We start from the raw sequence: 18,371 nt of genomic DNA on the forward strand, positions 1-18,371 counted from the left end.
GCTGGTTGTAGGTCCTCAACGAAAGTCGTGTCGCACGGATCCCAGCGAGAGCAGCAACAACTCCAGCTCACGCACCGCGACCTGGGCACCGCGCTCGAATCCGACGCCACTGAGATTCAGCACGATCTCGTCCACTCCGGCTTCGCGGTAGGAATCCAGTCCGCTGACCAGTTCCGCGATGTCGCCGTGCAGGAAGACGCCGTGGTCGACCAAGGCCCGCGCTCCCGATTCGGGATCGTCCGGACGCACTTGAACACCGGCTTTGCCGAGCATGTCGACGTAGTGCGGCGACTGCAGATGGGCTCTGCTGACAGCCAGTGCGAGCCTTGCCGGATCACGGCGCGGTTTGCGCTGGGCCAGGTGCACCACGGACACGACCTGCGGCACAGCCCGGTTCGCGGCGCGAGCGGCGGCCCGGATCTCCGGCACCAGCACGTCCTTCACATAGCTCGGCGGGCACAGCCAGGTGATCGCGACGTCGGCGATCTCCCCGGCGAGCCGGGCCATGGCGGGACGCAGCACTCCCAGACCCAGCCGCACCCGCGGGTGGTCGATCGGCGGCAGCGCGGTGGAAGCACCGTCCACAAAAGACCGGACAGCTGTCAGGTACTCGCGCGTCGCGGTCAGCGGGCTGCGATAGGTCGCCCCGAGCAGCGCGCGTTGGAAGTCAGCCGAACCAGGGCCGTAGCCCGCCTCCACCGGATGGCCGGTCAGCTGGGCGAGCGAGCGGGCCTGCGAAGCGGCTTCGAGTGGATGGCGCAACGGCATCAACGTGACGCTGGTGCCGACCGGTACCTGGATGCCGCGGCCCGCGAGGTAGGCGAACAGCTGATGCGGTTCGAGGGACAGGGACTGGCCGAGCCAGAGGCGGCAGTCGTCGGCGCGGCTCACCAGCTCGCCGACCGGCAGCACCTGGTCGGCGCGCACCGGCGTGAACGGCATGTGCACGGAGAAGGTCATGGCCGGCCGACGTTCCGCGCGGGGTTGGCAGGATCGATGCCCGCGTCCAGAAACGCCCGCACGATGGCGGGTTCACTGCGTTCGTTCCGGTCCGCGGCGTCCAGCAGAGCCTGTGCGAGCACGGCACAACGGTGCTGTCCGAAGCTCTGCCGTGCCCTGCCGGGCCGTGCGTCTGACGGCTCCCACGCCGTGGCGACGCCGCGCGCGAGGCGTTCGGCGAGGACCGATGTCTCGTCGAGGACTCCGGGCAGATCGCGGACCGCGTCGGCGACCACGGGAGCGGCGTCCGCCGACGGCAGGTACACCACGATCGCGTCGCGTCGCGGGTACTGCCGTGCCCTGGACAGCACCTTCGCCTGATAGGCGATGGCATGGGACTCCAAGGCCTGCAGCACGGTACGCCAGACGGCGACCGCACTGTCCTCATCGGACACGTGGACGTACACGCGCAGTGCGGCTTCGGACAGATCGACGGTCCGGGAACCGCTGACGAACAGGAAGCCCGGTGACAGAGCCGGTCGGGCAGGTGGCACGAGCAGGTCGATCGGCTCACCCACCGCGGGGATCCGCACCGCGGCCGAAGTCGGAAGGCGCACCAGCACGCCGTCCCACTCGACGAGCAGGGACTCTCCGGCCGAACGCAGCACAGCGCGAACCGGTGCCGCGGAATGAGGGACCGCCTCGGAGAGCGCCTGCTCCAGCCACCGGTCGCGCTTCGCCAACGCCAGTGCGACGTTCCGGTCGGCCAGCCCCGCGTGCAGGTGCGCGTAAAGCCATTCGGTGAGCCGCGCGGTGAGGTGCGGCCGGGTGTCCGCCTCGAGCTCGACGCCGTTCACGGTCGCTGTTCTCGCCCCGGTGCGGACCTGGGGGAGCGCGTCGGTCAGTCGGGCGGCTAGCACGGCTCAAGCCCGAGGATGGAGGTGAAGTCGCTGTGGCGCAGCAGAATCGTGCGCGCCATGCGGAACAACGTGAGAGCGGTGCCGTCCAGGCTGGTTCGAGGCTGAGCGTCGATGAGCATCCGCTCGAGCAGGTGCCAGGCCACGTACGACGGTGCGCGGGCGGCGATGTCGGTAGAGAGATCCGGCTGGACCGCGCGGTAGGCACGCCAGAACGCGGCGACGCCGGGACGTGCCTCCCTCCAGGGCGGCCGATCAGGTGCCAGTACGACCGTCGGTGGCGGAAGAAGCCGGCCGGCGGCTCGCGTGCGTTCTCTCAACAGGTCGACAATGGCGTGGTAAAGCCATTCGCCGACGAACCCGCCGACGTCGCGGGCGGGATCGGCGAGCTGGTACATCTCCCAGTCGGTGAGGTACAGCCGATCCCTCGACACCAGGAACTGGTCGAGCCGGAGATCGCCGTGGACGGGAACCCTCACCGCGTTCCCGGTACGGTCCTCGAGTCGGCCCAGCGCGTCTGTGATCACGCTGTCCTGCTGCACCAGCCGCCAGGCTTCGAGCTGGCCGAGGCTGGAGTCGTAGAACAACTCCTCGGTGAGCCCGAGCAGGGGGTTCTCCTGCGGCAGTGGTGGAAGCGACGGTTCCAGCTCGGCGAGGCGCATCGACCCGGCTGAGTGAAGCGCTCCGAGCGCGGCTCCGGCCTCGGCCGCGAGCGCGTGGCCGAAGTCCTTGGCGGCCATGACCTCCAGGCCGCTGCGTGCCTCGGGCAGCCCGTCGAAGACCTGCACCCCGACGCGTTCGTCCAGCCCGATCAGCGTCGTGGTGCGCAGCGGTGCCGGGCGTGGAGTGCGGTAGAACGCCTCCGTGCGCCGGAATCCGTTGGTGATCTCGGCTTCCGTACCCACGAGCTGTTTGACGAACACGCGTCTACCGCACGCGGTGTCACCGAGCCAGTTGTTGTTCCGCCCGCTCATCGTGGTGGCGGCGGACCAGATCAGGCCACCGAGACCGAGTGCGTGCAGAGCGGTGTCTATCCGGCTGGACTCGGTCACACCCGGCATGAGGAAGGCTCCTCCGGAGTCAGTCCCCGTTCGCCTGGCGACGCTTCACGTTGCGGAGCAGGAAGAACGAGACGGTGAAAATACCCAGAATCGCCACCACGAGGAGGGTGATTCGCAGCCACTGCGCCGACACGGCGGAGGAAACCGGAATCAAAGCGATCGCGACGACCAGGAACGCAACGAGTGCGCCGTTGTTCGTCTCGGAATTGTTGTTCGCCATGGTGGCAGCATAGTGCAGAACTGCCGGGTGCCTGGATTGGTTTCATGTTGTGTCTCCGCACACAAGCACCCGGCTGCGACCTTCTACGTGATCGTCATCGCGCCGATGACGAGCGCGCTGACACCCGCGCCGGCACCCACACCGGCGAGGAAATCACCGACGTCCGGCGTCGCCGCGACCTCGAGCTCGACGTAGCTCAGGTCCGGGCCCCGCAGAGCCATCTCGGAGACCGAGAGGTCGAGAACCTTGGCTTCCTTCACGTTCACCCCCATTCACGTTGTCGCAGGTCAACTCGAAGTTCACCGGTTCAGGTGACGGCGACAGCGATCGCCGAGAAGGCGATGGCCAGGCTCACCGCTCCGCCGAGAGAGGCGTCACACGCCTTCGGGTCCATGCCGGCCTGTGAGCAGCCGCTCATGCCGACCATGTCCTCGAGCTCGGTGACCGAAAGGTCCAGAGTGATGTCGTTCATCGTTTTCACCTCCCCCCGAAGGTGTGCGCCGAAAATGGAGGCGACTTCAGTGCCGGCGGGCGGCTCTGAGCACGCCTCGCCGAATCACGCTTCCCCCAAGCGAGATGAACCCTGACACCCGGCCGCGGCCGAACGCAATACTGCGCTGGTTGTACTTCGGCATTACGGCGTTGGTAGGACGTGGGGGAGCGGAGGTCACAGGTAACGTCGAAAGCAGTTTTCGGGGAGTTTCGCGTGTTCTGGGGGATTCGGATGACGGACGCTCGCGCCGCGTTCACCGCGGTGGTGCAGCTGGTCAGCGGCACGACGGTGACAGGTGGCTTCGGCAGGGTGGTGCTGGTGGAATCCGCCGTGCACGAGGACAAGGCCGTGGAGCTGGGTGGAGCCGGCGGGCTCGTGTTCAGCCCCGGCGCCGGGGAGACGGCCATCCGGTACGAAGGAGGGCTGGTCGAGCCGGGGGACGAGTTCCTGGTGGGGGATGACCTGTTCGTGCACACCCAGGACTACCTGGCGACGCCGTTCCTCGCCGTGGCAGGCCCGACCGTCGTGCGGGTCGGGGGTGAACAGGACTACCAGGCCTTCCTGCAGGACGCTGATCTGGCCAGGAGCAAAGGGGTGTTCGTCGAACAGCTGACCACCCCCGGCGTGTTCCTCGCCGACCAGTGCGCCTTGGGCACGACACATCCCTGTGTCGGTGCGAACCGTCTGCACGTGTCGGCGTCCGGTGAGGTGCGGACCGCGCCCGGCGGCGAGGTGCTGGGCTCGATCGAGTCCGATGTGGACTTCTCGCCACCCGATGCCGGCGGAGACGTGTGCCTGAACGCCGTGGTGGACGCGAACGCCATCGAGGAGGCACGTGCTGCTCGCCCGTGGTTGTCCCGCTACCTGCGAGTGCTCGCCGTTCTGCGAGGTCTGCGTGCCGAGGGACGGACAGGGCTGAAGGTGTCCGGGTTCGGAGGCCGGTTCACCTCGGCGTTGCCCGCGGACCTCGTAGAGGACGTCGACGCGCCGATCCTGGTCTGGAGCGACGACGAGCAGCTCGTCTGCGACACCACGCAGGACCGCGTGTTCCAGGTGGGCGGGGACGCGGCCAGGATCGTCGAACTCCTGCTGGTCTCGACCGGCACCGAGCACGCGATCGAGCTGGCGTCCATCCACATGGGACTGGAACCCCTCGTGGCGGAGGCCGCCGTGCGGGAGGTGGTGGCCGCGTTCGAGGGCACCCCCGTTCAGTCGGCGGTGCGCGCCGGGATCACGAGCCCCGCTTCGTAGGCGGCGGCGACCACCTGGGCGCGCGAGTTCAGGCCGAGCTTGGCCATCACCCGGTTGACATGCGTCTTCACCGTGGTCGCGGACAGGAACAGCTTGTCCGCGATCTCGTTGTTGGCGAGGCCGCGAGCGACCAGGACCATGATCTCGTTCTCGCGTTTGGTGAGCTCGGCGAGCAGCACCGTGCGCACCGGAGCGGAGGTGAACTCGCGGATCAGCCGCTTGGTCACGGTCGGCGCGAGCAACGCCTCGCCGGCCGCGATCACCCTCACGGCCGCGACCAGGTCTTCCGGGTCGGTGTCCTTGAGCAGGAACCCGGAAGCGCCCGCCCGCAGCGCCGAGTAGACGTACTCGTCGAGGTCGAAAGTCGTGAGGATGAGCACCGCCACCTCGCTGCCGAACGTCTCGGTGATCCGCCGGGTCGCCTCGATGCCGTCGGCCTCCGGCATGCGGATGTCCATCAGCACGACGTCCGGCCGGTGTTCGGTGGCGGCGGCGACGGCGGACACACCGTCCGCGGCTTCGGCGACGACCTCGATGTCCGGCTGTGCGCGCAGGAACGCCGCGAACCCGGCGCGCACCATGGCCTGGTCGTCCGCGACCACCACCTTGATGGTCACGCCACCAGCTCCCTCGGCAGAGTCGCGACCATCCGGAACCTGCCTCCCGGGACGGGCCCCGCGTTGAGCGTCCCTCCACATACGACAGCGCGCTCCCGCATACCTACGAGTCCGTGGCCGTGCTCGCCACCCAGTGGCTGCACGCCATCGTTGAGCACCTCGACACTCATGTGGTCGTCCAGATAGCGCAGGCGCACCTGTACTTCGGCGTTGGCGGCGTGCTTCAAGACGTTTGTGAGCGCCTCCTGGATGATCCGGTAGACGGTCAGCTCACGCCCGGCGGTGAGGGGATACGGCGCACCTTCGGTGTGCACGGTGAGCGACATCCCGACATCGCGCATCGTCTGGAAGAGGTCGTCGAGCTGGCCGAGCGTCGGCTGCGGCCGCAGCTCGGCGTCCAGTCCCTCCGGCGTGCGCAACGCGCCGAGCAGGTGTCGCATCTCGGACAACGCGTCCTTGCTCGTCGTCTCGATGACCCGCAGCGCCGTGCGAGCCTGCACCACGTCGTCCGGCATGGCCCGTGCGACACCGGCCTGCACCGAGATCACCCCCAGGCTGTGCGTCACGATGTCATGCAGCTCGCGGGCGATCCGATTTCGCTCCAGGAGCGCGGTTTCCTCCTTGAGCTGCTCGCGCGCTTGTTCGAGCTGGCTCACGACCTCACGCAGCTGAAGCGCCCGCTGCCGGTTGCGGCGCGTCACCGTGCCCAGTCCGATCGATCCGCTCAGGAGCACCACGTCCAGCAGCGCCACCACGGGGTGGAAGTCGGGATTGGCGACGTAGCTCGTCACGGCGGCCACCGACGTCAGCACGGCGGCCACCGCGGTGTGGATCGGTGTCGAGTTCGCCGCGATCGTGTACAGGGCGACCTGGAGTCCCAACCCCACACCGCCGCTCGGGTAACCGCCCAGCACGAGCGTCAACGCGGCCACCAGCACGACGAGGAAAACCGTCCGCGTCCACCGCCGACGCCCCAGCAACGGCACGATCCCGGCGACACCCACCGCCACCGCGCCCCAGGCCGGCAGCCATCCGGTAGACCCGTCGCTGAGCTCACGCACCACAAGAAGGTGCAGCGCGAGCAGCGCGACCACGATCACCGAGTCGACAGCCAGCGCACGTTTGACGGTCACACCGAGTGAGTATTCCAGCGGGATTGTCCCAGTGCCCGCCGAATGTCGGTGGTACTCCGCATTCGCTGCTGTCGCTCTCACCACAGTGGACTTTCGTGTGGTGGCCGTCTCTTGTTCGTTCTGTCCGACTCGTGTCACCCGGCACGAGTCGGACAGCGAACAGGGTCCGCCTACAGGCCTGGTGCTCGACCCCTGCTGCGACAGCGGAGCGGCGTTCACCGAAGCTTCAGCCCGTGCAGAGGAAATCAGAGAATGGAGCCGTTCTTCGATTGTCGTTGCGGTGCCCGCCGGTGAGCGTGACGCCTGGGAATGCCAGTGGCGTCGGTGATCAGGTGATGCGTGGAGCCGGCGTGCGCCGGTCGACCGGGCACGGCCCGGTGTGGTCCCCCCTTTGAGGGCGCGGAGATGGCGGCGTCGACCAGGGCGGACGGAGAGGTCCAGCAACCCGGCGGCGCGCAGTTCGGCGAGCAGTTGTTGCCAGACGGGCCTCGTGCCACTCGGTCAACCACCGCCAGCAGGTTGTGCCCGAGGCACCTGACAGGGCGATGGGCAGCCGGTTCCATCCGATGCGGGTGCGCACCGCGTACAGGATGCCTTCCAACGCGGCCCGGTGTCGGCACGCTTGCGACCCGGATGGCGGAAACGCCTCGGGCGCACCGGGATCAACGGTTCCAGCCGAGCCCACAGCTCGTCGGTGAAGACCTCCTCACCCACCCGACCCGTCCCGCCCGCACGGTCGCTGCCGACGTCACGGTGTTTCTCGGCGTCGCCGCGCTGCTGTGGCGGGTCGTGCATCTTGCCCGCGGCGCGAACGTTCCGTGGGATGAGGCCTCCGCACCGTCCACAGTGTCCACGGATCCGGCTGAACTGCCTTACTGCACTGAACGTTTGCTGCGCATGTTCGCCGTGTCCACTCTGTCGGTGGTGTTCTCGCGGCTGCCCGGTCGTGGGGCGCTTCGTCCGTGGGCGTGTTGATCGACCACACGCTGCGCGAGTACGAGCGGCACTACAACGAACACCGAACTCACCGATCACTCGCCGCGGCAGCACCCATGCGACCCAGCCCCAGCCTCACGTACCCGACGAGATCGAACGCCTCGCCATAGATCGACAGGACCGTCTCGGCGGAGTCATCCATGAGTATCACCATGTGGCTTGATCTGTGTGGATGCAGTTTTCGGCACGCACAGCCACGAGGCGCGATCTCAACAGCCTCACCGAGAGCGCCGTCGTTGATTGGGCGAAGGAGGGCATCAGGGTCAACGGCATCATTCCCGGCGGCACCGCGACGGCGATGATCGACCAGTGGGAGGCCGCGACTCCCCGGCACGATCGCGCACTACAACGCCTCAAGCCTGCTCGGCAGGATGGCCGAACCGCGCGAGGTGGCCGAGGTGACGGCCTGGCTGCTCAGCGACAGGGCATCGATGGTGAACGGAGCGATCGTGCTCGTGGACGGGGGAGCGGGCGCGTAGCGTTGTGCGCCGTGAACGATCGTGCGGACGTGCCGGACCGGGTGCTGGACGAGGTGCGGGCCATCTGCGCCGCGCTGCCGGAGGCCACCGAGCAAGCGGCGTGGGTGGGCATGCGGTGGAGCATCCGCAACCGCAGCTTCGTGCACGTCTTCACAGCGCATCCCGGTGAGACAGGGGCGTACAGCCGGGCCGCCGAACTCACCGAACCAACAGTGATCATGACGTTCCGCGCCCAGCCCGAGGAGCTCGACGCCCTGGCCGGAGCCGGGGAGCCCTTCTTCCGGGCGGCGTGGGGCAAGGACGTGGTCGGGCTGAAGGTGCTGCCGGACGTGGACTGGGACGAGGTGCGGGAGTTGCTGACCGAGAGCTACCGCGTGCTGGCGCCGGCGAAGCTCGTGAAGCTGCTCGGTTGAGCGGTCAGGGCTCGCGGATGCTGAGGACGGCGGTCCACATCCGCTCGTGACGATCGGCGGTGATCTCGGCGAATGCCTGGTTCACGGCGGCGGCGGACGGTTGCTTGCGCGGGTGGTTCCTGGTCAGCAGGGCGGACATCGCGAAGGCGAGCGAATTGAACGCCACGTATTCCTTGGATCTGTCGGACGTCCAGGGAATGGTCAGGCTGTAGGCCCGTTCGTCGTCGGCGAGTACTCGGCGGCTTGATCAACGAGTACGAACCCGCGGCGACCCAAGGCGCAGGTCAGAACGCTGAGCCTAGTTTTGGCACCCCGCAGGGTCTGCGAGGGCCCGAGAAACCCGAAAGCCCCCGACCTGTGCAGGTCAGAGGCTTTCGGGTCGTATGGGCGATACTGGGATCGAACCAGTGACCTCTTCGGTGTGAACGAAGCGCTCTCCCGCTGAGCTAAACGCCCGTGTTCTGTTGTGGTGTTGCCCCGCTCTCGCGGTGTGGCCATAGCCTACAACATCATCAACGAGAACCAAAAATCGGGCTCTGCAACCAGGTCCACTCCAGGCCGAACCAGCCTCCCACCAGTGCGAACACGTTGAGGAAGTAGCAGGTGACGAGGACGATGGCGCAGACGCCCGCCATCACCAGGCCGCGGACCCAGGATGGCTGGCGCTTGAGCCAGGCGACCCAGCGGTCGTAGTAGCGCTTCGCGAACTTCAGGACTCGGCCTGCCCACTCGAACTCCGTGGCGAGGATGGCGAGGCCCGCGAAGACGACGAGCCAGCCCGGGCCGGGGTACGGGATCATGATGATGCCCGCGATCAGGACCAGGCCGCCGATCACGCCCACGCCGATTCGGTACGCCAGGTTCAGCGCCGGGTTCCGGTGGAACCAGTGGCGCCAGCCCTTGTGCTCGTCGGGCTTCACTTCCGGCTTCGTCATGTGTCGATCATCCTGTTGGGATTCAGGCGGGTGCAACCTGACCACCTGCCAGCACCTCCGAGGGTTTCGGCGGGGCCTGGCGGCCTGGTTCGAGCGACACCGCGAAGGTCGTGTGCTTGTGCGCGTCGGCGGACCAGGCCAGCAGTTGCGGGTCTGTGGAGCCTGCGCGCACGTCGAACACCGCCAACGGTACCGGCGCTTTCGTGCTCGCACCCCAAACTACGTAAACGTGACCCGTGTCGTTCGGTTTGAGGTTCATCGGCATCACGGCGCCCGAGGTCGGGTTCGAGAGGACGATGGCCACTTCGTCGCCTGAGGTCGTGCGCAGGACCGCCCTGTTCGTGGTCGGATCCGCGGCCAGGGAGAGGGCCTTGTTCAGCTCGTCGGTGCGTGTCTGTGCGGCCGTGACCTCGTTCGAGAGTTGGTTCACGCGCACGCCCAGGTAGCCGCCGCCTGCCAGTACGGCCAACGCTGCCGCGGCGGCCAGCAGCACGCGGCCGGTGCGGCGGCGGTGTTGCGGGCGTAGCGGAATCGGGGCCGCGTGGCGTGGGATGTGTTGTTCGGGCACTTCCTGGGGGATGTGCTCGATCTGTTCCATCAGCCTCGCGCGGAGGCGGGGTGGTGGTTGTTCCTGGCGGACCGCGCCGCCGATGCCCGCCAGCACCTCCTGCGTCGCCTGCACGGTGCGCTGGCACGTGGTGCAGGTCGGCAGGTGGTCGCGGACCAGTGCTTCCTCGTCTGGCTCCAGGGAGTGCATCGCCCAGCCGACGGCGAGCTCCTCTTGAGCGCACAGGTCGCCGTTCACCGGTGAACTCCTGTCGTCTCGCCGGTCTCTCCGGCCCACAAGTTCCCCAACGTGCCTCTCAGGCGTCTGATCGCCGCGAACGTGCGCGATTTCACAGTGCCCAGGGGTACGCCTGTCAGCTTTGCCACTTCGCACTGCGTGTAGCCGCCCAGATAGGCGAGCGCTATTACCTGGCGCTGTTCTTCCGGCAACGTGTGCAGGGCCGCTCTGACCTCGGCGCTCACCACGCTGACCAACGCTGCGTGGTCGGAGCCCTCGGCAGGAGGGGAGACATCGTCGGTGAGGGGAACAGTCCGACGACGCTGAGTGTTCTCTTTACGTACGGCGTCCACCGCGCGGTGGTGAACCAGAGTCATCAACCAGGTGCCGAAACTTCCGCGGGCGGGGTCGAACCTGGCGGGATTCCGCCAGAGCGCGAGGAAGGCTTCCTGGACGACGTCCTCGGCCAGTTCCGGGTCCACGCAGATGCGCCTGGCCAGCGAATATGCTGGTGTGCCGTACCTGTCGTACAGCTCACCGAACGCCGGCCGATCGCCCTGTGCGAGTCTTTGCACGAGCTCGAAATCGGTCGGCCGGCCGTCGCTCGACGCGACGGTTGGGCCGGGCGAGTCAGCCACCAGAGATGTCCTCACGTCCAACATTCGCGCAACAGCCGGTACCGGGTTCAGGTTAGACCCAGCAAGATGGGAGTCGCTGAACGTCGGCTAACGAGCGAGGAGGACACGGAGCGCGTGCATACGGTCGCGTTGCGGAGTCAAGCTGACCCGATGGGGTGATCTGGGCCCGATTAGCGAGCGTTCCTCGCCACATGCACGTCACAACTAAGGTGCTCGGTCGTTTCATTGACCGGGAAGGGAGAAGAGGGTAACGACGATGCGCAACGATCACGTGACGCTCCGCTCGACAGCGGTCTTCGACCTGCTGGCACCGAGGACCCCTGCGGTCCCGGTTCAAGTGGAGCTGCGATACGACACAAAGGACCCGTACGCGGTCGTCGCCGCGTTCCGCACCGGCCGCGCCGGTTGGGTCGAGTGGGTTTACGCCCGCGACTTGCTCGCCGACGGTCTCATCGCCGACGCCGGTGACGGTGACGTCCGGATCCGCCCCGCCGCCGACGACCCCGAGGTCGTCGTGATCGAGCTGAGCTCGCCTTCCGGGCACGCCATGTTCGAGGCGTCCGCCCAGGAACTCGCCGATTTCCTCGACCGGACCTACGACGTCGTCGTGCCGGGCAACGAGCACCTCTGGGTCAACGTCGACGAGGCGCTCACGCACCTCATCTCGAACGACCTCAGCTGAATAATCCGAGGTAGGGGGCCCGCGATGGCGATGCGGGACCCCCCGGTGAAACCCGCTTGAACCCCTCGTATAAGCTTTGTTTCAACATCATGAAGTCAGTGATGAACGCGGATGTAGCGCAGTTGGTAGCGCATCACCTTGCCAAGGTGAGGGTCGCGAGTTCGAGTCTCGTCATCCGCTCTGTGGTTCCCCGGTGGCTTCACTGTGGATCCATGCTCCTGGCGGAGTGGCCGAGTGGCTTAGGCAAGGGCCTGCAAAGCCCTGTACACGGGTTCGATTCCCGTCTCCGCCTCGGACGATTAGCTCAGCGGGAGAGCACTACCTTGACACGGTAGGGGTCACAGGTTCAATCCCTGTATCGTCCACTTTGGATCATCAGCGGGGCCAGGTGCACAGCGCACCTGGCCCCGCTGTCGTTCACGCACCTTTCCCGCAGCCGGCTCCGCACACCTCGGCAGGCGCAAGATCAGCCGATTTGGAACTTCGGGGGAGCGTCGGATAAAGTTCCTCTCGCACCACGGGAAACCGGCGGGGCACGCGGATGTAGCGCAGTTGGTAGCGCATCACCTTGCCAAGGTGAGGGTCGCGAGTTCGAGTCTCGTCATCCGCTCGGACGATTAGCTCAGCGGGAGAGCACTACCTTGACACGGTAGGGGTCACAGGTTCAATCCCTGTATCGTCCACTCTTCGGCAGAAGCCCCCGATCTCCATGATCGGGGGCTTCTTGCTGTCCGGGGCGTGCTGCCCGGTATCCAGTTTTTGTCCAATTGCGGCTGGGACAGCCGAAAATGCCCACTTTTTTGTCTTTTATCGTCGTGGGTTGCGCACCTACCGTTGTGCGCTGTGTCCTACAAGTACGATTTCTTCATCAGTTACTGCCGATACGGCACAGTGCAGAAGTGGTTGATCAACCACTTCCTGGGCAAGCTCAAGGAATGTCTTGCTGACCAGTACGCGCCGACTCCGTCGGTGTACGTCGACCGCACGATGGAGCGCGGCGTGCACTGGCCGTCGAACCTGCAGGACGCCCTGCGCCACAGCAAGATCATGGTCCAGCTCCTCACGCCGCAGTACTACGAGTCCCGCTGGTGCATGGCCGAGCAGAAGAGCATGCGGGCCAGGGAGGACATGCTCGGTGTCGCAAGCCTCGAGGTCTCCCAGGGGTTGATCTACCCGATCCTCTACTCCGACTCCGAGAACTTTCCGGTGGAGGAAAAGGAGAGGTCATGGGTGGATTTCAAGGATGTCGCACACCCGGATCCCGTTTATCAGCAGAGCCGGAAATATCTTCGATTCCACACGCGGGTGAACGATCTCGCGGCTGATCTCGTCCGGCTCGCCAAACAGGCGCCGCCCTGGCAGTCGGACTGGCCTGACGTCGATCCGCCGGAACCCCCGCTCATTCAGCCGCCCCAGATACCGAGGTTCTGACCATGGCCGGGACCGTCATCACCTTCTACTCGTACAAGGGCGGCGTCGGTCGCAGTTTCACCATGGCCAACATCGCGGTGTTGCTCGCGCGCTGGGGTTATCGGGTTCTCACGATCGACTGGGACCTGGAAGCTCCTGGCCTGCACCACTACTTCGCGCCGGTGCTGCGGGGAGCACCGAAAGGCGGCGTGATCGATCTCGCGCACGATTTCCTCGCGGGTGCGAACGAACCCGCTGCCCACGCGCTGACCGTTGCCGTGGAAGGCGGCGGCACGCTCGAGTTGCTGGCCGCGGGGAAGATGGACCGCTTCTACATGCAGCGGATGCAGGCGATCGACTGGGCGCAGCTGTACGAGAAGGGGTTCGCGCGCTTTCTCGAGGTGTGCCGTGACCGTTGGACCGCCGACCACGACTTCGTTCTGATCGACAGCAGGACCGGCATCTCCGACATCGCGGGCATCTGCACGGCTCATCTGCCGGACCGCCTGGTCGTCGTGTTCACCGCCAACGACCAGAACCTCGACGAGGTCGTGGACATCACCCGGCGCGCCGATGACGCGAGAGACCGGATGCCCTACGACCGGCCCCGGCACACCGTGCTCCCCGTGCTGTCCCGACTGGACAACCGGGTCGAGTACGAACGCGCGGACAAGTGGCAGCGCAAGTGCGCCGAGGTGGTCGCCCCGCTGTTCGAGAACTGGCTCGTCAAGAGCGTCCCAGAAGACCTGATGCTGCGGCATCTGACGGTCCCGTACGTCTCCTACTGGAGTTTCGGCGAGCAGCTGCCGGTGCTGGAGGAACCCGTCCCGTCCCCCGACCAGATCTCGTACGCGCTGGAGACCATCGCCGCGGTGATCGCGCAGGGGTTCGACCGCACCGACGTGCTGGAGGACAACCGAGACGCTTACGTCGCGGCCGCGCGCAACCACCATCGGGACTTCGACCTCGACCTGCTGGTGTCCAGCCCCCGGACGTTGTTGAAGGCCACCGAGGACCTCATCACCGAACTGAACGCGCTCGGGCTGCGTGCCGAGCGTTCGGTGTCCGGCGACCCGGAGATCCTCGAGAAGACCGGTGAGCCGGCGGAGCACCTGTGCCTCCTGGTGGACGGAGAGGCGAGCCGGTGGCAGATCACCGAGGCGGAGCGCTTCCTGCGGCACACCATCGGTCCCGAAGGCGATCAGCGGCAGTTGTTCTGCGTGCTGACGAAGAACACGGATCGAGACGAGTTGCCGGGCTTCCTGCGCAACCTGCGGCACCTGGAGCTCGGCCCGCGTCCGGAACTGGTCGCGCGGCAGCTCCACGCCCTCATCCAGGGGACTCCCGACCACGAACCGAACCACGAGGCGCTGGTGACGGCCGCGACCGCGTTGCGCGGTCTTCCCGACGAGATGCCCCACATCGGGCGGTTCGTGCTCGTCCAGGAAACCGTCCACGGCATGACGGCGGCGCTCGACAGCGATGACATGGAGCTGCTGCTCGACCTCTCGGCTGCGCTCGCGCTCACCAGCAAGACGCGCGGCAACAGCGCCCAGGCCCCGATGCCACCCGAACTGCGAACCGCGGTGGAGCAACTGCTCGCCCGGATCGATCGACGACTCAACGCGTTCACCGACTGAGAGGCGGCATGATGCCGGAGAAGTTTGGCGCCCCCGAACGTGCGGCGCTGACGGTGCTGATGCTGGAGAACCGGCCGGTGCTCAACACGGAGCTGGGCGACCAGGTCAAGCTCACGAAGCCCGGTCGCGAGAAGTTGAACAAGGCTGGTTTCATCCGGACGGACGAAACCGTGAAGCCGATGGTTCACGAGGTCACGAACGAAGGCATCGCCTGGTGCCTGCAGGACCTCGTCAAGGGGGAGTTGCCTCCGAGATCGACTTCGCACGCACGCGTCACGTTCGGGCTGCTGAAGAAGTTCATCCTCCACCACGAGGCGCACGGGACGCTCATCGAGGTGATCCGGTCCCGGGACCTGGAGTCGTTGATCCGGTCCGTCTACGAGGAACTGGCCGTCGAGCCCCAGGACTGGATCAGGCTCGCCCGCATCCGGCCCCGGCTCAACGGCGCGGACAAGGGCGAGGTCGACGAGACGCTGGTGAAGATGATGAAGACCGGGACCGTCCACCTGGCGCCCGAGTCCAACACCAAGGTGCTCACCGCCGACGACCACGCCGCCGCACTGCGGGTCGGCAGCGAGGATCTGCACCTCGTGGCGATGGAGGAGTCGTGACCGCACAGCTGCGGGAAGCGTTGGCCGCGTTGCGGTTCAACTCCGCCGAGACCCCGGACGACGTCTGGCGCACTTCGCCGTCCCACGTCGACGGTCTGCACACGAGAGCCGAGCACCGCATTCGGACGGCGATCGCGGATGCGAGGGACAGCGCCGGTTCCAACCCCATCGGCCTGATCCTGCAGGGGCGCAAGGGGGTCGGGAAGACCCATCTGCTCGGCACGGTGCGCAGCATGGTGCAGGAGACCGGTGGCTATTTCTTCCTGATCGAGGTCAGCTCGGCGGCGATGTTCTGGGACGACGTCGCCGAAGCCATGCGCAGCGAACTGCTCAGGACCGATGACGCCGGTCAGCTTCAGCTCATCGTGCTGTTGCGGGAGTTGTGCCGTGGCGCTGATGTGTCCGAGGAGGTCACCAAGGCGATCGTGAACGAGGCACCGCTGAAGCCCGAGCACCTGGACGCCCTCGTCAACGGCCTGCGCAAGGTGGACGCCCGGATCGCGACCGACTGCAGCGCTGTGATCCGCGCACTGGTGTTGTACGCGTCTCCGCATTCGCTGATCGGCCAGAGCTATCTCGAAGGTCTGGACGACGATGCGGGTGAGTACCGCCGATGGGGCTTGGTGACCAAGGCGAAGGCAGCGCGGTACGTGGTGCGGGACCTCTCGCGCGTCCTCGCCATGACGGGGCCCTGTGTGATCGCGATCGACCAGCTGGACACCGTGATCAACAAGGCCCAAGACCTCATCGAGGACGACCTCAGCCCTGAGGAAGCGAGCGAGCTCGCGCTCATTTCGGACGGATTGATGCAACTGCGCGAGATCACCCGGCGAACGCTGACGATCGTCGCGTGCCTGCCCACCACGTGGATCAAGCTGCGCCAGGCCGCCAGCGACACGGTCGGCGACCGGTTCACGCTGACACCGATCCTGGGTTCGGTCACTGATCCCTCGATCGCCAGAACGCTCGTGGAGAAGTGGCTCGCCGTGATCTATCAGAGCCAGGGGATCACGCCTCCTCACTCGACCTGGCCGGTGGCAGCGGAGGCGTTCGGCGACGACTGGAAGGAGGAGACTCCGCGCACGCTGCTCAAGCGGCTGCATTCCCATGCGGAGGCCTGCCTGCACGGTGAGATCCGGGAACTCCGCTCGTTCCAGGAGCCGGAACAGCAGGAGGCGCCCGCGCCGGCGGTGCCGTTCACGCCGAAGGCAGGGCCCGTACCGGACTACCTCGCCGAACTCGACGCCAAGTTCGCGCGGTTGCGGGAGAAGGCCGCGCTCGCCGCCGCTGACGTCAGGTCGCAGAACGAGGACGACGTGATGCCGGCGTTGCTGCTGGCAGGGCTGAGGTCGTGGGTCACCGAGATCGGCAACGACGATCTGGCGTGGCACCCCGAACCCCAGGCCGAGGACAAGAGCCTGCACGCGAGCCTGCGGCACACGGTGGACGAGGAACGGGATGTCGAGGAGCGCTGGGTCTTCCGGCTCATCGCCAGCAGTCACGGGAACAAGGTGCTGCGCAAGTTCCGCAACGCGCGTGCGGCGGCCGAGGACGGGCGCGGCAGGCACCTCGTCCTGATCCGCAAGGGTTCCACCGGCTGGACCGGGGCGAAGACGAAGGGCGAGGTCGCGGAGTTCGTGCAGCGCGGCGGGAAGAGCGTCGACGTGTCCGACGACGACCTGCGCACCTTCATCGCGCTCAAGGAGATGTGGTCGTCGCAGTCGCACCAGTTGCTCGCGTGGCTGGTGGCGCGGAAACCGGCCAGCAGCAACACGTTCCTGCGGAAGATCCTGCCGGATCCGGCGCGGAGCGGGACGAGGAGCGGGCACCAGGAGACCCGCCCTCCGCCGCAGCCCGAGCAGGCGACGCCCCGACCGATGCCCCAGCAGACGCCCCAGCCGCGGTCCAGGCCGCAGTCCTCCGGCGAGATCGTGCTCGGGATGGACGGGGAGATCCGGATCGAGCTGGAGTCGTTGCGCAAGCACGCCATCGTGTTCGCCGGGTCCGGCAGCGGGAAGACGGTGCTGCTGCGCCGGATCGTCGAAGAGTGTGCGCTGCAAGGGGTTTCGGCGATCGTGCTGGATCCCAACAACGACCTGGCACGGCTCGGGGACGCCTGGCCCGAGGCTCCGGGGGAATGGCGGGCGGGCGATGAGGCTCTGGCCGCCGAGTATTTCGCCGGCACTGAGGTCGTGGTGTGGACGCCTGGGCGGGCTGCTGGGCGGCCGCTGAGTTTTCATCCCTTGCCTGATTTTGCTTTGGTGCGCGGGGATGAGGACGAGTTCGGGGCGGCTGTCGAGGCTGCTGTGGCTCGGTTGGTGCCTCATGCGCGGATTGCCAACGAGACGAAGTTCGCCGTTCGTGGGCGGGCTGTGCTCAAGGAGGCGTTGAAACACTACGCGCGCAGCGACCGGCGGGACCTGAACGGGCTTGTGGACCTGCTGGCGGAGTTGCCGGACGGGGTCAGCAAGTTGTACTCGGCCACGGCCACGGCGGCTGATCTGGCGGAGACGCTCAGGGCCGCGATGGTCAACGATCCGCTGCTCGCGGGGACCGGAGAGGCCACGGATCCCGGGGCGTTGTTCGAGCCCTCGCAGGGCAAGAAGGCGCGGATCTCAGTGATCAGCTTCGTCGGGCTGCCGTCCGACGAGCAGCGGCAGGGGTTCATCAGCCAGTTGCAGCTGGAGGTGTTCGCCTGGATCAAGCGGAACCCGGCTGTGGATCGGCCGCTCGGTGGGCTGATGGTCATGGACGAGGCGCAGACGATCGCGCCTTCCGGGCAGGCCACGGCCAGTACGCAGACGACGATTCTGCTGGCGTCGCAGGCTCGCAAGTACGGGCTCGGGTTGTTGCTGGCGACACAGGCGCCCAAGGGCGTGCACAACCAGGTCACCGGAAACGCGACCACGCAGTTCTTCGGGCGGCTGAACAGTCCTGCGCAGATCGCCGCGGCCACGGAGATGGCGCGGGCCAAGGGAAGTTCCATCGCGGACATCTCGCGGTTGGAACGCGGGCAGTTCTACGTCACCGGGGACACGTTCGGGTTCCGGCGGATGCTGGCTCCGCTGTGCCTGAGTCATCACCCGCCCAGTCCGTTGCGGCTGGAAGAAGTGATCGAACGAGCCAGGCAATGAAAAAGGGCGGTGTCCCCG

22 protein-coding genes and 6 tRNA genes are annotated in these 18,371 nt (G+C 66.9%); 14 read left to right on the top strand and 14 right to left on the bottom strand.

Annotated elements, in window-relative coordinates:
- Nucleotides 1–15: 15 nt before the first annotated feature.
- From SK854_RS32960 to SK854_RS32985, 6 genes are all read right to left on the bottom strand, one after another.
- A complete protein-coding gene (locus tag SK854_RS32960; RefSeq protein WP_319979036.1) occupies nt 16–960 on the bottom strand; it encodes an LLM class flavin-dependent oxidoreductase in 945 nt (314 codons plus the stop codon).
- On the bottom strand, nt 957–1,859 hold the full coding sequence (locus tag SK854_RS32965) for a T3SS effector HopA1 family protein (protein ID WP_319979037.1): 903 nt from the start codon (nt 1,857–1,859) through the stop codon (nt 957–959). Before SK854_RS32965 ends, SK854_RS32960 begins: the two co-directional genes overlap by 4 nt.
- Nucleotides 1,853–2,917 carry a class V lanthionine synthetase subunit LxmK gene (gene lxmK, locus SK854_RS32970; RefSeq protein ID WP_319979038.1) on the bottom strand — a complete coding sequence of 355 codons (1,065 nt, stop codon included), beginning with the start codon at nt 2,915–2,917 and terminating at the stop codon, nt 1,853–1,855. The genes SK854_RS32965 and lxmK overlap by 7 nt, the downstream gene beginning before the upstream one ends.
- A 19-nt stretch (nt 2,918–2,936) precedes the next feature.
- A complete protein-coding gene (locus tag SK854_RS32975) occupies nt 2,937–3,137 on the bottom strand; it encodes a hypothetical protein (protein ID WP_319979039.1) in 201 nt (66 codons plus the stop codon).
- 83 nt (nt 3,138–3,220) lie between these two features.
- Nucleotides 3,221–3,403: a hypothetical protein gene (locus SK854_RS32980; protein WP_319979040.1), complete on the bottom strand. Its 183-nt coding sequence runs from the start codon at nt 3,401–3,403 to the stop codon at nt 3,221–3,223.
- Nucleotides 3,404–3,444: 41 nt separating this feature from the next.
- Entirely contained in the window at nt 3,445–3,609 is a 165-nt protein-coding gene (locus SK854_RS32985; protein WP_319979041.1) for a hypothetical protein, read from the bottom strand.
- 252 nt (nt 3,610–3,861) lie between these two features.
- On the opposite strand from SK854_RS32985, the gene mpaB reads away from it, so the two are divergent.
- Nucleotides 3,862–4,881 (top strand): daptide biosynthesis RiPP recognition protein, encoded by a 1,020-nt coding sequence (mpaB, locus tag SK854_RS32990; RefSeq protein ID WP_319979042.1) that lies wholly within the window; start codon nt 3,862–3,864, stop codon nt 4,879–4,881.
- Here mpaB and SK854_RS32995 read toward each other — a convergent pair.
- The 3 genes from SK854_RS32995 to SK854_RS48300 all read right to left on the bottom strand — a co-directional run bounded on the left by SK854_RS32995 (nt 4,839) and on the right by SK854_RS48300 (nt 7,316).
- Complete coding sequence (locus SK854_RS32995) at nt 4,839–5,498, bottom strand: response regulator transcription factor (RefSeq protein WP_319979043.1); 660 nt, start codon at nt 5,496–5,498, stop codon at nt 4,839–4,841. The genes mpaB and SK854_RS32995 overlap by 43 nt on opposite strands.
- On the bottom strand, nt 5,495–6,631 hold the full coding sequence (locus SK854_RS33000) for a sensor histidine kinase (RefSeq protein ID WP_319979044.1): 1,137 nt from the start codon (nt 6,629–6,631) through the stop codon (nt 5,495–5,497). Before SK854_RS33000 ends, SK854_RS32995 begins: the two co-directional genes overlap by 4 nt.
- Nucleotides 6,632–6,959: 328 nt before the next feature.
- Complete coding sequence (locus SK854_RS48300) at nt 6,960–7,316, bottom strand: transposase (RefSeq protein ID WP_406601857.1); 357 nt, start codon at nt 7,314–7,316, stop codon at nt 6,960–6,962.
- Between SK854_RS48300 and SK854_RS33005 the strand changes: the two genes are divergently transcribed.
- The 3 genes from SK854_RS33005 to SK854_RS33015 all read left to right on the top strand — a co-directional run bounded on the left by SK854_RS33005 (nt 7,265) and on the right by SK854_RS33015 (nt 8,519).
- Entirely contained in the window at nt 7,265–7,606 is a 342-nt protein-coding gene (locus SK854_RS33005; protein WP_319979045.1) for a hypothetical protein, read from the top strand. The genes SK854_RS48300 and SK854_RS33005 overlap by 52 nt on opposite strands.
- Before the next feature lie 392 nt (nt 7,607–7,998).
- Nucleotides 7,999–8,106 (top strand): SDR family oxidoreductase, encoded by a 108-nt coding sequence (locus SK854_RS33010; RefSeq protein ID WP_319979046.1) that lies wholly within the window; start codon nt 7,999–8,001, stop codon nt 8,104–8,106.
- Between the two features lie 11 nt (nt 8,107–8,117).
- On the top strand, nt 8,118–8,519 hold the full coding sequence (locus tag SK854_RS33015) for an MmcQ/YjbR family DNA-binding protein (RefSeq protein ID WP_319979047.1): 402 nt from the start codon (nt 8,118–8,120) through the stop codon (nt 8,517–8,519).
- A 4-nt stretch (nt 8,520–8,523) separates the two neighbouring features.
- Here the strand turns inward: SK854_RS33015 and SK854_RS33020 are convergent, their stop codons facing one another.
- The 5 genes from SK854_RS33020 to SK854_RS33040 all read right to left on the bottom strand — a co-directional run bounded on the left by SK854_RS33020 (nt 8,524) and on the right by SK854_RS33040 (nt 10,876).
- The gene (locus SK854_RS33020; RefSeq protein WP_319979048.1) at nt 8,524–8,685 is read right to left on the bottom strand and encodes a hypothetical protein; all 162 of its coding nucleotides are present in this window, start codon (nt 8,683–8,685) and stop codon (nt 8,524–8,526) included.
- A 218-nt stretch (nt 8,686–8,903) separates the two neighbouring features.
- Nucleotides 8,904–8,975, bottom strand: a tRNA-Val gene (locus SK854_RS33025).
- 56 nt (nt 8,976–9,031) lie between these two features.
- A complete protein-coding gene (locus tag SK854_RS33030; protein WP_093601025.1) occupies nt 9,032–9,454 on the bottom strand; it encodes a TIGR02611 family protein in 423 nt (140 codons plus the stop codon).
- 22 nt (nt 9,455–9,476) lie between these two features.
- Nucleotides 9,477–10,259, bottom strand: coding sequence for an anti-sigma factor (locus SK854_RS33035; protein WP_319979049.1), 783 nt, complete (start codon nt 10,257–10,259; stop codon nt 9,477–9,479).
- Nucleotides 10,256–10,876 (bottom strand): RNA polymerase sigma factor, encoded by a 621-nt coding sequence (locus SK854_RS33040; RefSeq protein WP_319979050.1) that lies wholly within the window; start codon nt 10,874–10,876, stop codon nt 10,256–10,258. The genes SK854_RS33035 and SK854_RS33040 overlap by 4 nt, the downstream gene beginning before the upstream one ends.
- A 256-nt stretch (nt 10,877–11,132) precedes the next feature.
- Between SK854_RS33040 and SK854_RS33045 the strand changes: the two genes are divergently transcribed.
- The 10 genes from SK854_RS33045 to SK854_RS33090 all read left to right on the top strand — a co-directional run bounded on the left by SK854_RS33045 (nt 11,133) and on the right by SK854_RS33090 (nt 18,353).
- A complete protein-coding gene (locus tag SK854_RS33045; protein ID WP_030477975.1) occupies nt 11,133–11,558 on the top strand; it encodes an SsgA family sporulation/cell division regulator in 426 nt (141 codons plus the stop codon).
- 107 nt (nt 11,559–11,665) lie between these two features.
- Nucleotides 11,666–11,738: transfer RNA gene (locus SK854_RS33050), tRNA-Gly, on the top strand.
- A gap of 40 nt (nt 11,739–11,778) precedes the next feature.
- Nucleotides 11,779–11,850 (top strand) — tRNA-Cys (locus SK854_RS33055).
- Between the two features lies 1 nt (nt 11,851).
- Nucleotides 11,852–11,923, top strand: a tRNA-Val gene (locus SK854_RS33060).
- Nucleotides 11,924–12,095: 172 nt separating this feature from the next.
- Nucleotides 12,096–12,168 (top strand) — tRNA-Gly (locus SK854_RS33065).
- A 1-nt stretch (nt 12,169) separates the two neighbouring features.
- Nucleotides 12,170–12,241: transfer RNA gene (locus SK854_RS33070), tRNA-Val, on the top strand.
- A 160-nt stretch (nt 12,242–12,401) separates the two neighbouring features.
- The gene (locus tag SK854_RS33075; RefSeq protein WP_319979051.1) at nt 12,402–12,989 is read left to right on the top strand and encodes a TIR domain-containing protein; all 588 of its coding nucleotides are present in this window, start codon (nt 12,402–12,404) and stop codon (nt 12,987–12,989) included.
- A gap of 2 nt (nt 12,990–12,991) precedes the next feature.
- The gene (locus SK854_RS33080; RefSeq protein WP_319979052.1) at nt 12,992–14,608 is read left to right on the top strand and encodes a tyrosine-protein kinase family protein; all 1,617 of its coding nucleotides are present in this window, start codon (nt 12,992–12,994) and stop codon (nt 14,606–14,608) included.
- An 11-nt stretch (nt 14,609–14,619) separates the two neighbouring features.
- On the top strand, nt 14,620–15,219 hold the full coding sequence (locus tag SK854_RS33085; protein WP_319979053.1) for a hypothetical protein: 600 nt from the start codon (nt 14,620–14,622) through the stop codon (nt 15,217–15,219).
- Nucleotides 15,216–18,353, top strand: coding sequence for an ATP-binding protein (locus SK854_RS33090; protein WP_319979054.1), 3,138 nt, complete (start codon nt 15,216–15,218; stop codon nt 18,351–18,353). The genes SK854_RS33085 and SK854_RS33090 overlap by 4 nt, the downstream gene beginning before the upstream one ends.
- Nucleotides 18,354–18,371: the final 18 nt, after the last annotated feature.

It is taken from the genome of Lentzea sokolovensis (assembly GCF_033949975.1).
GTDB classification, from domain to species: Bacteria; Actinomycetota; Actinomycetes; order Mycobacteriales; family Pseudonocardiaceae; genus Lentzea; species Lentzea sokolovensis.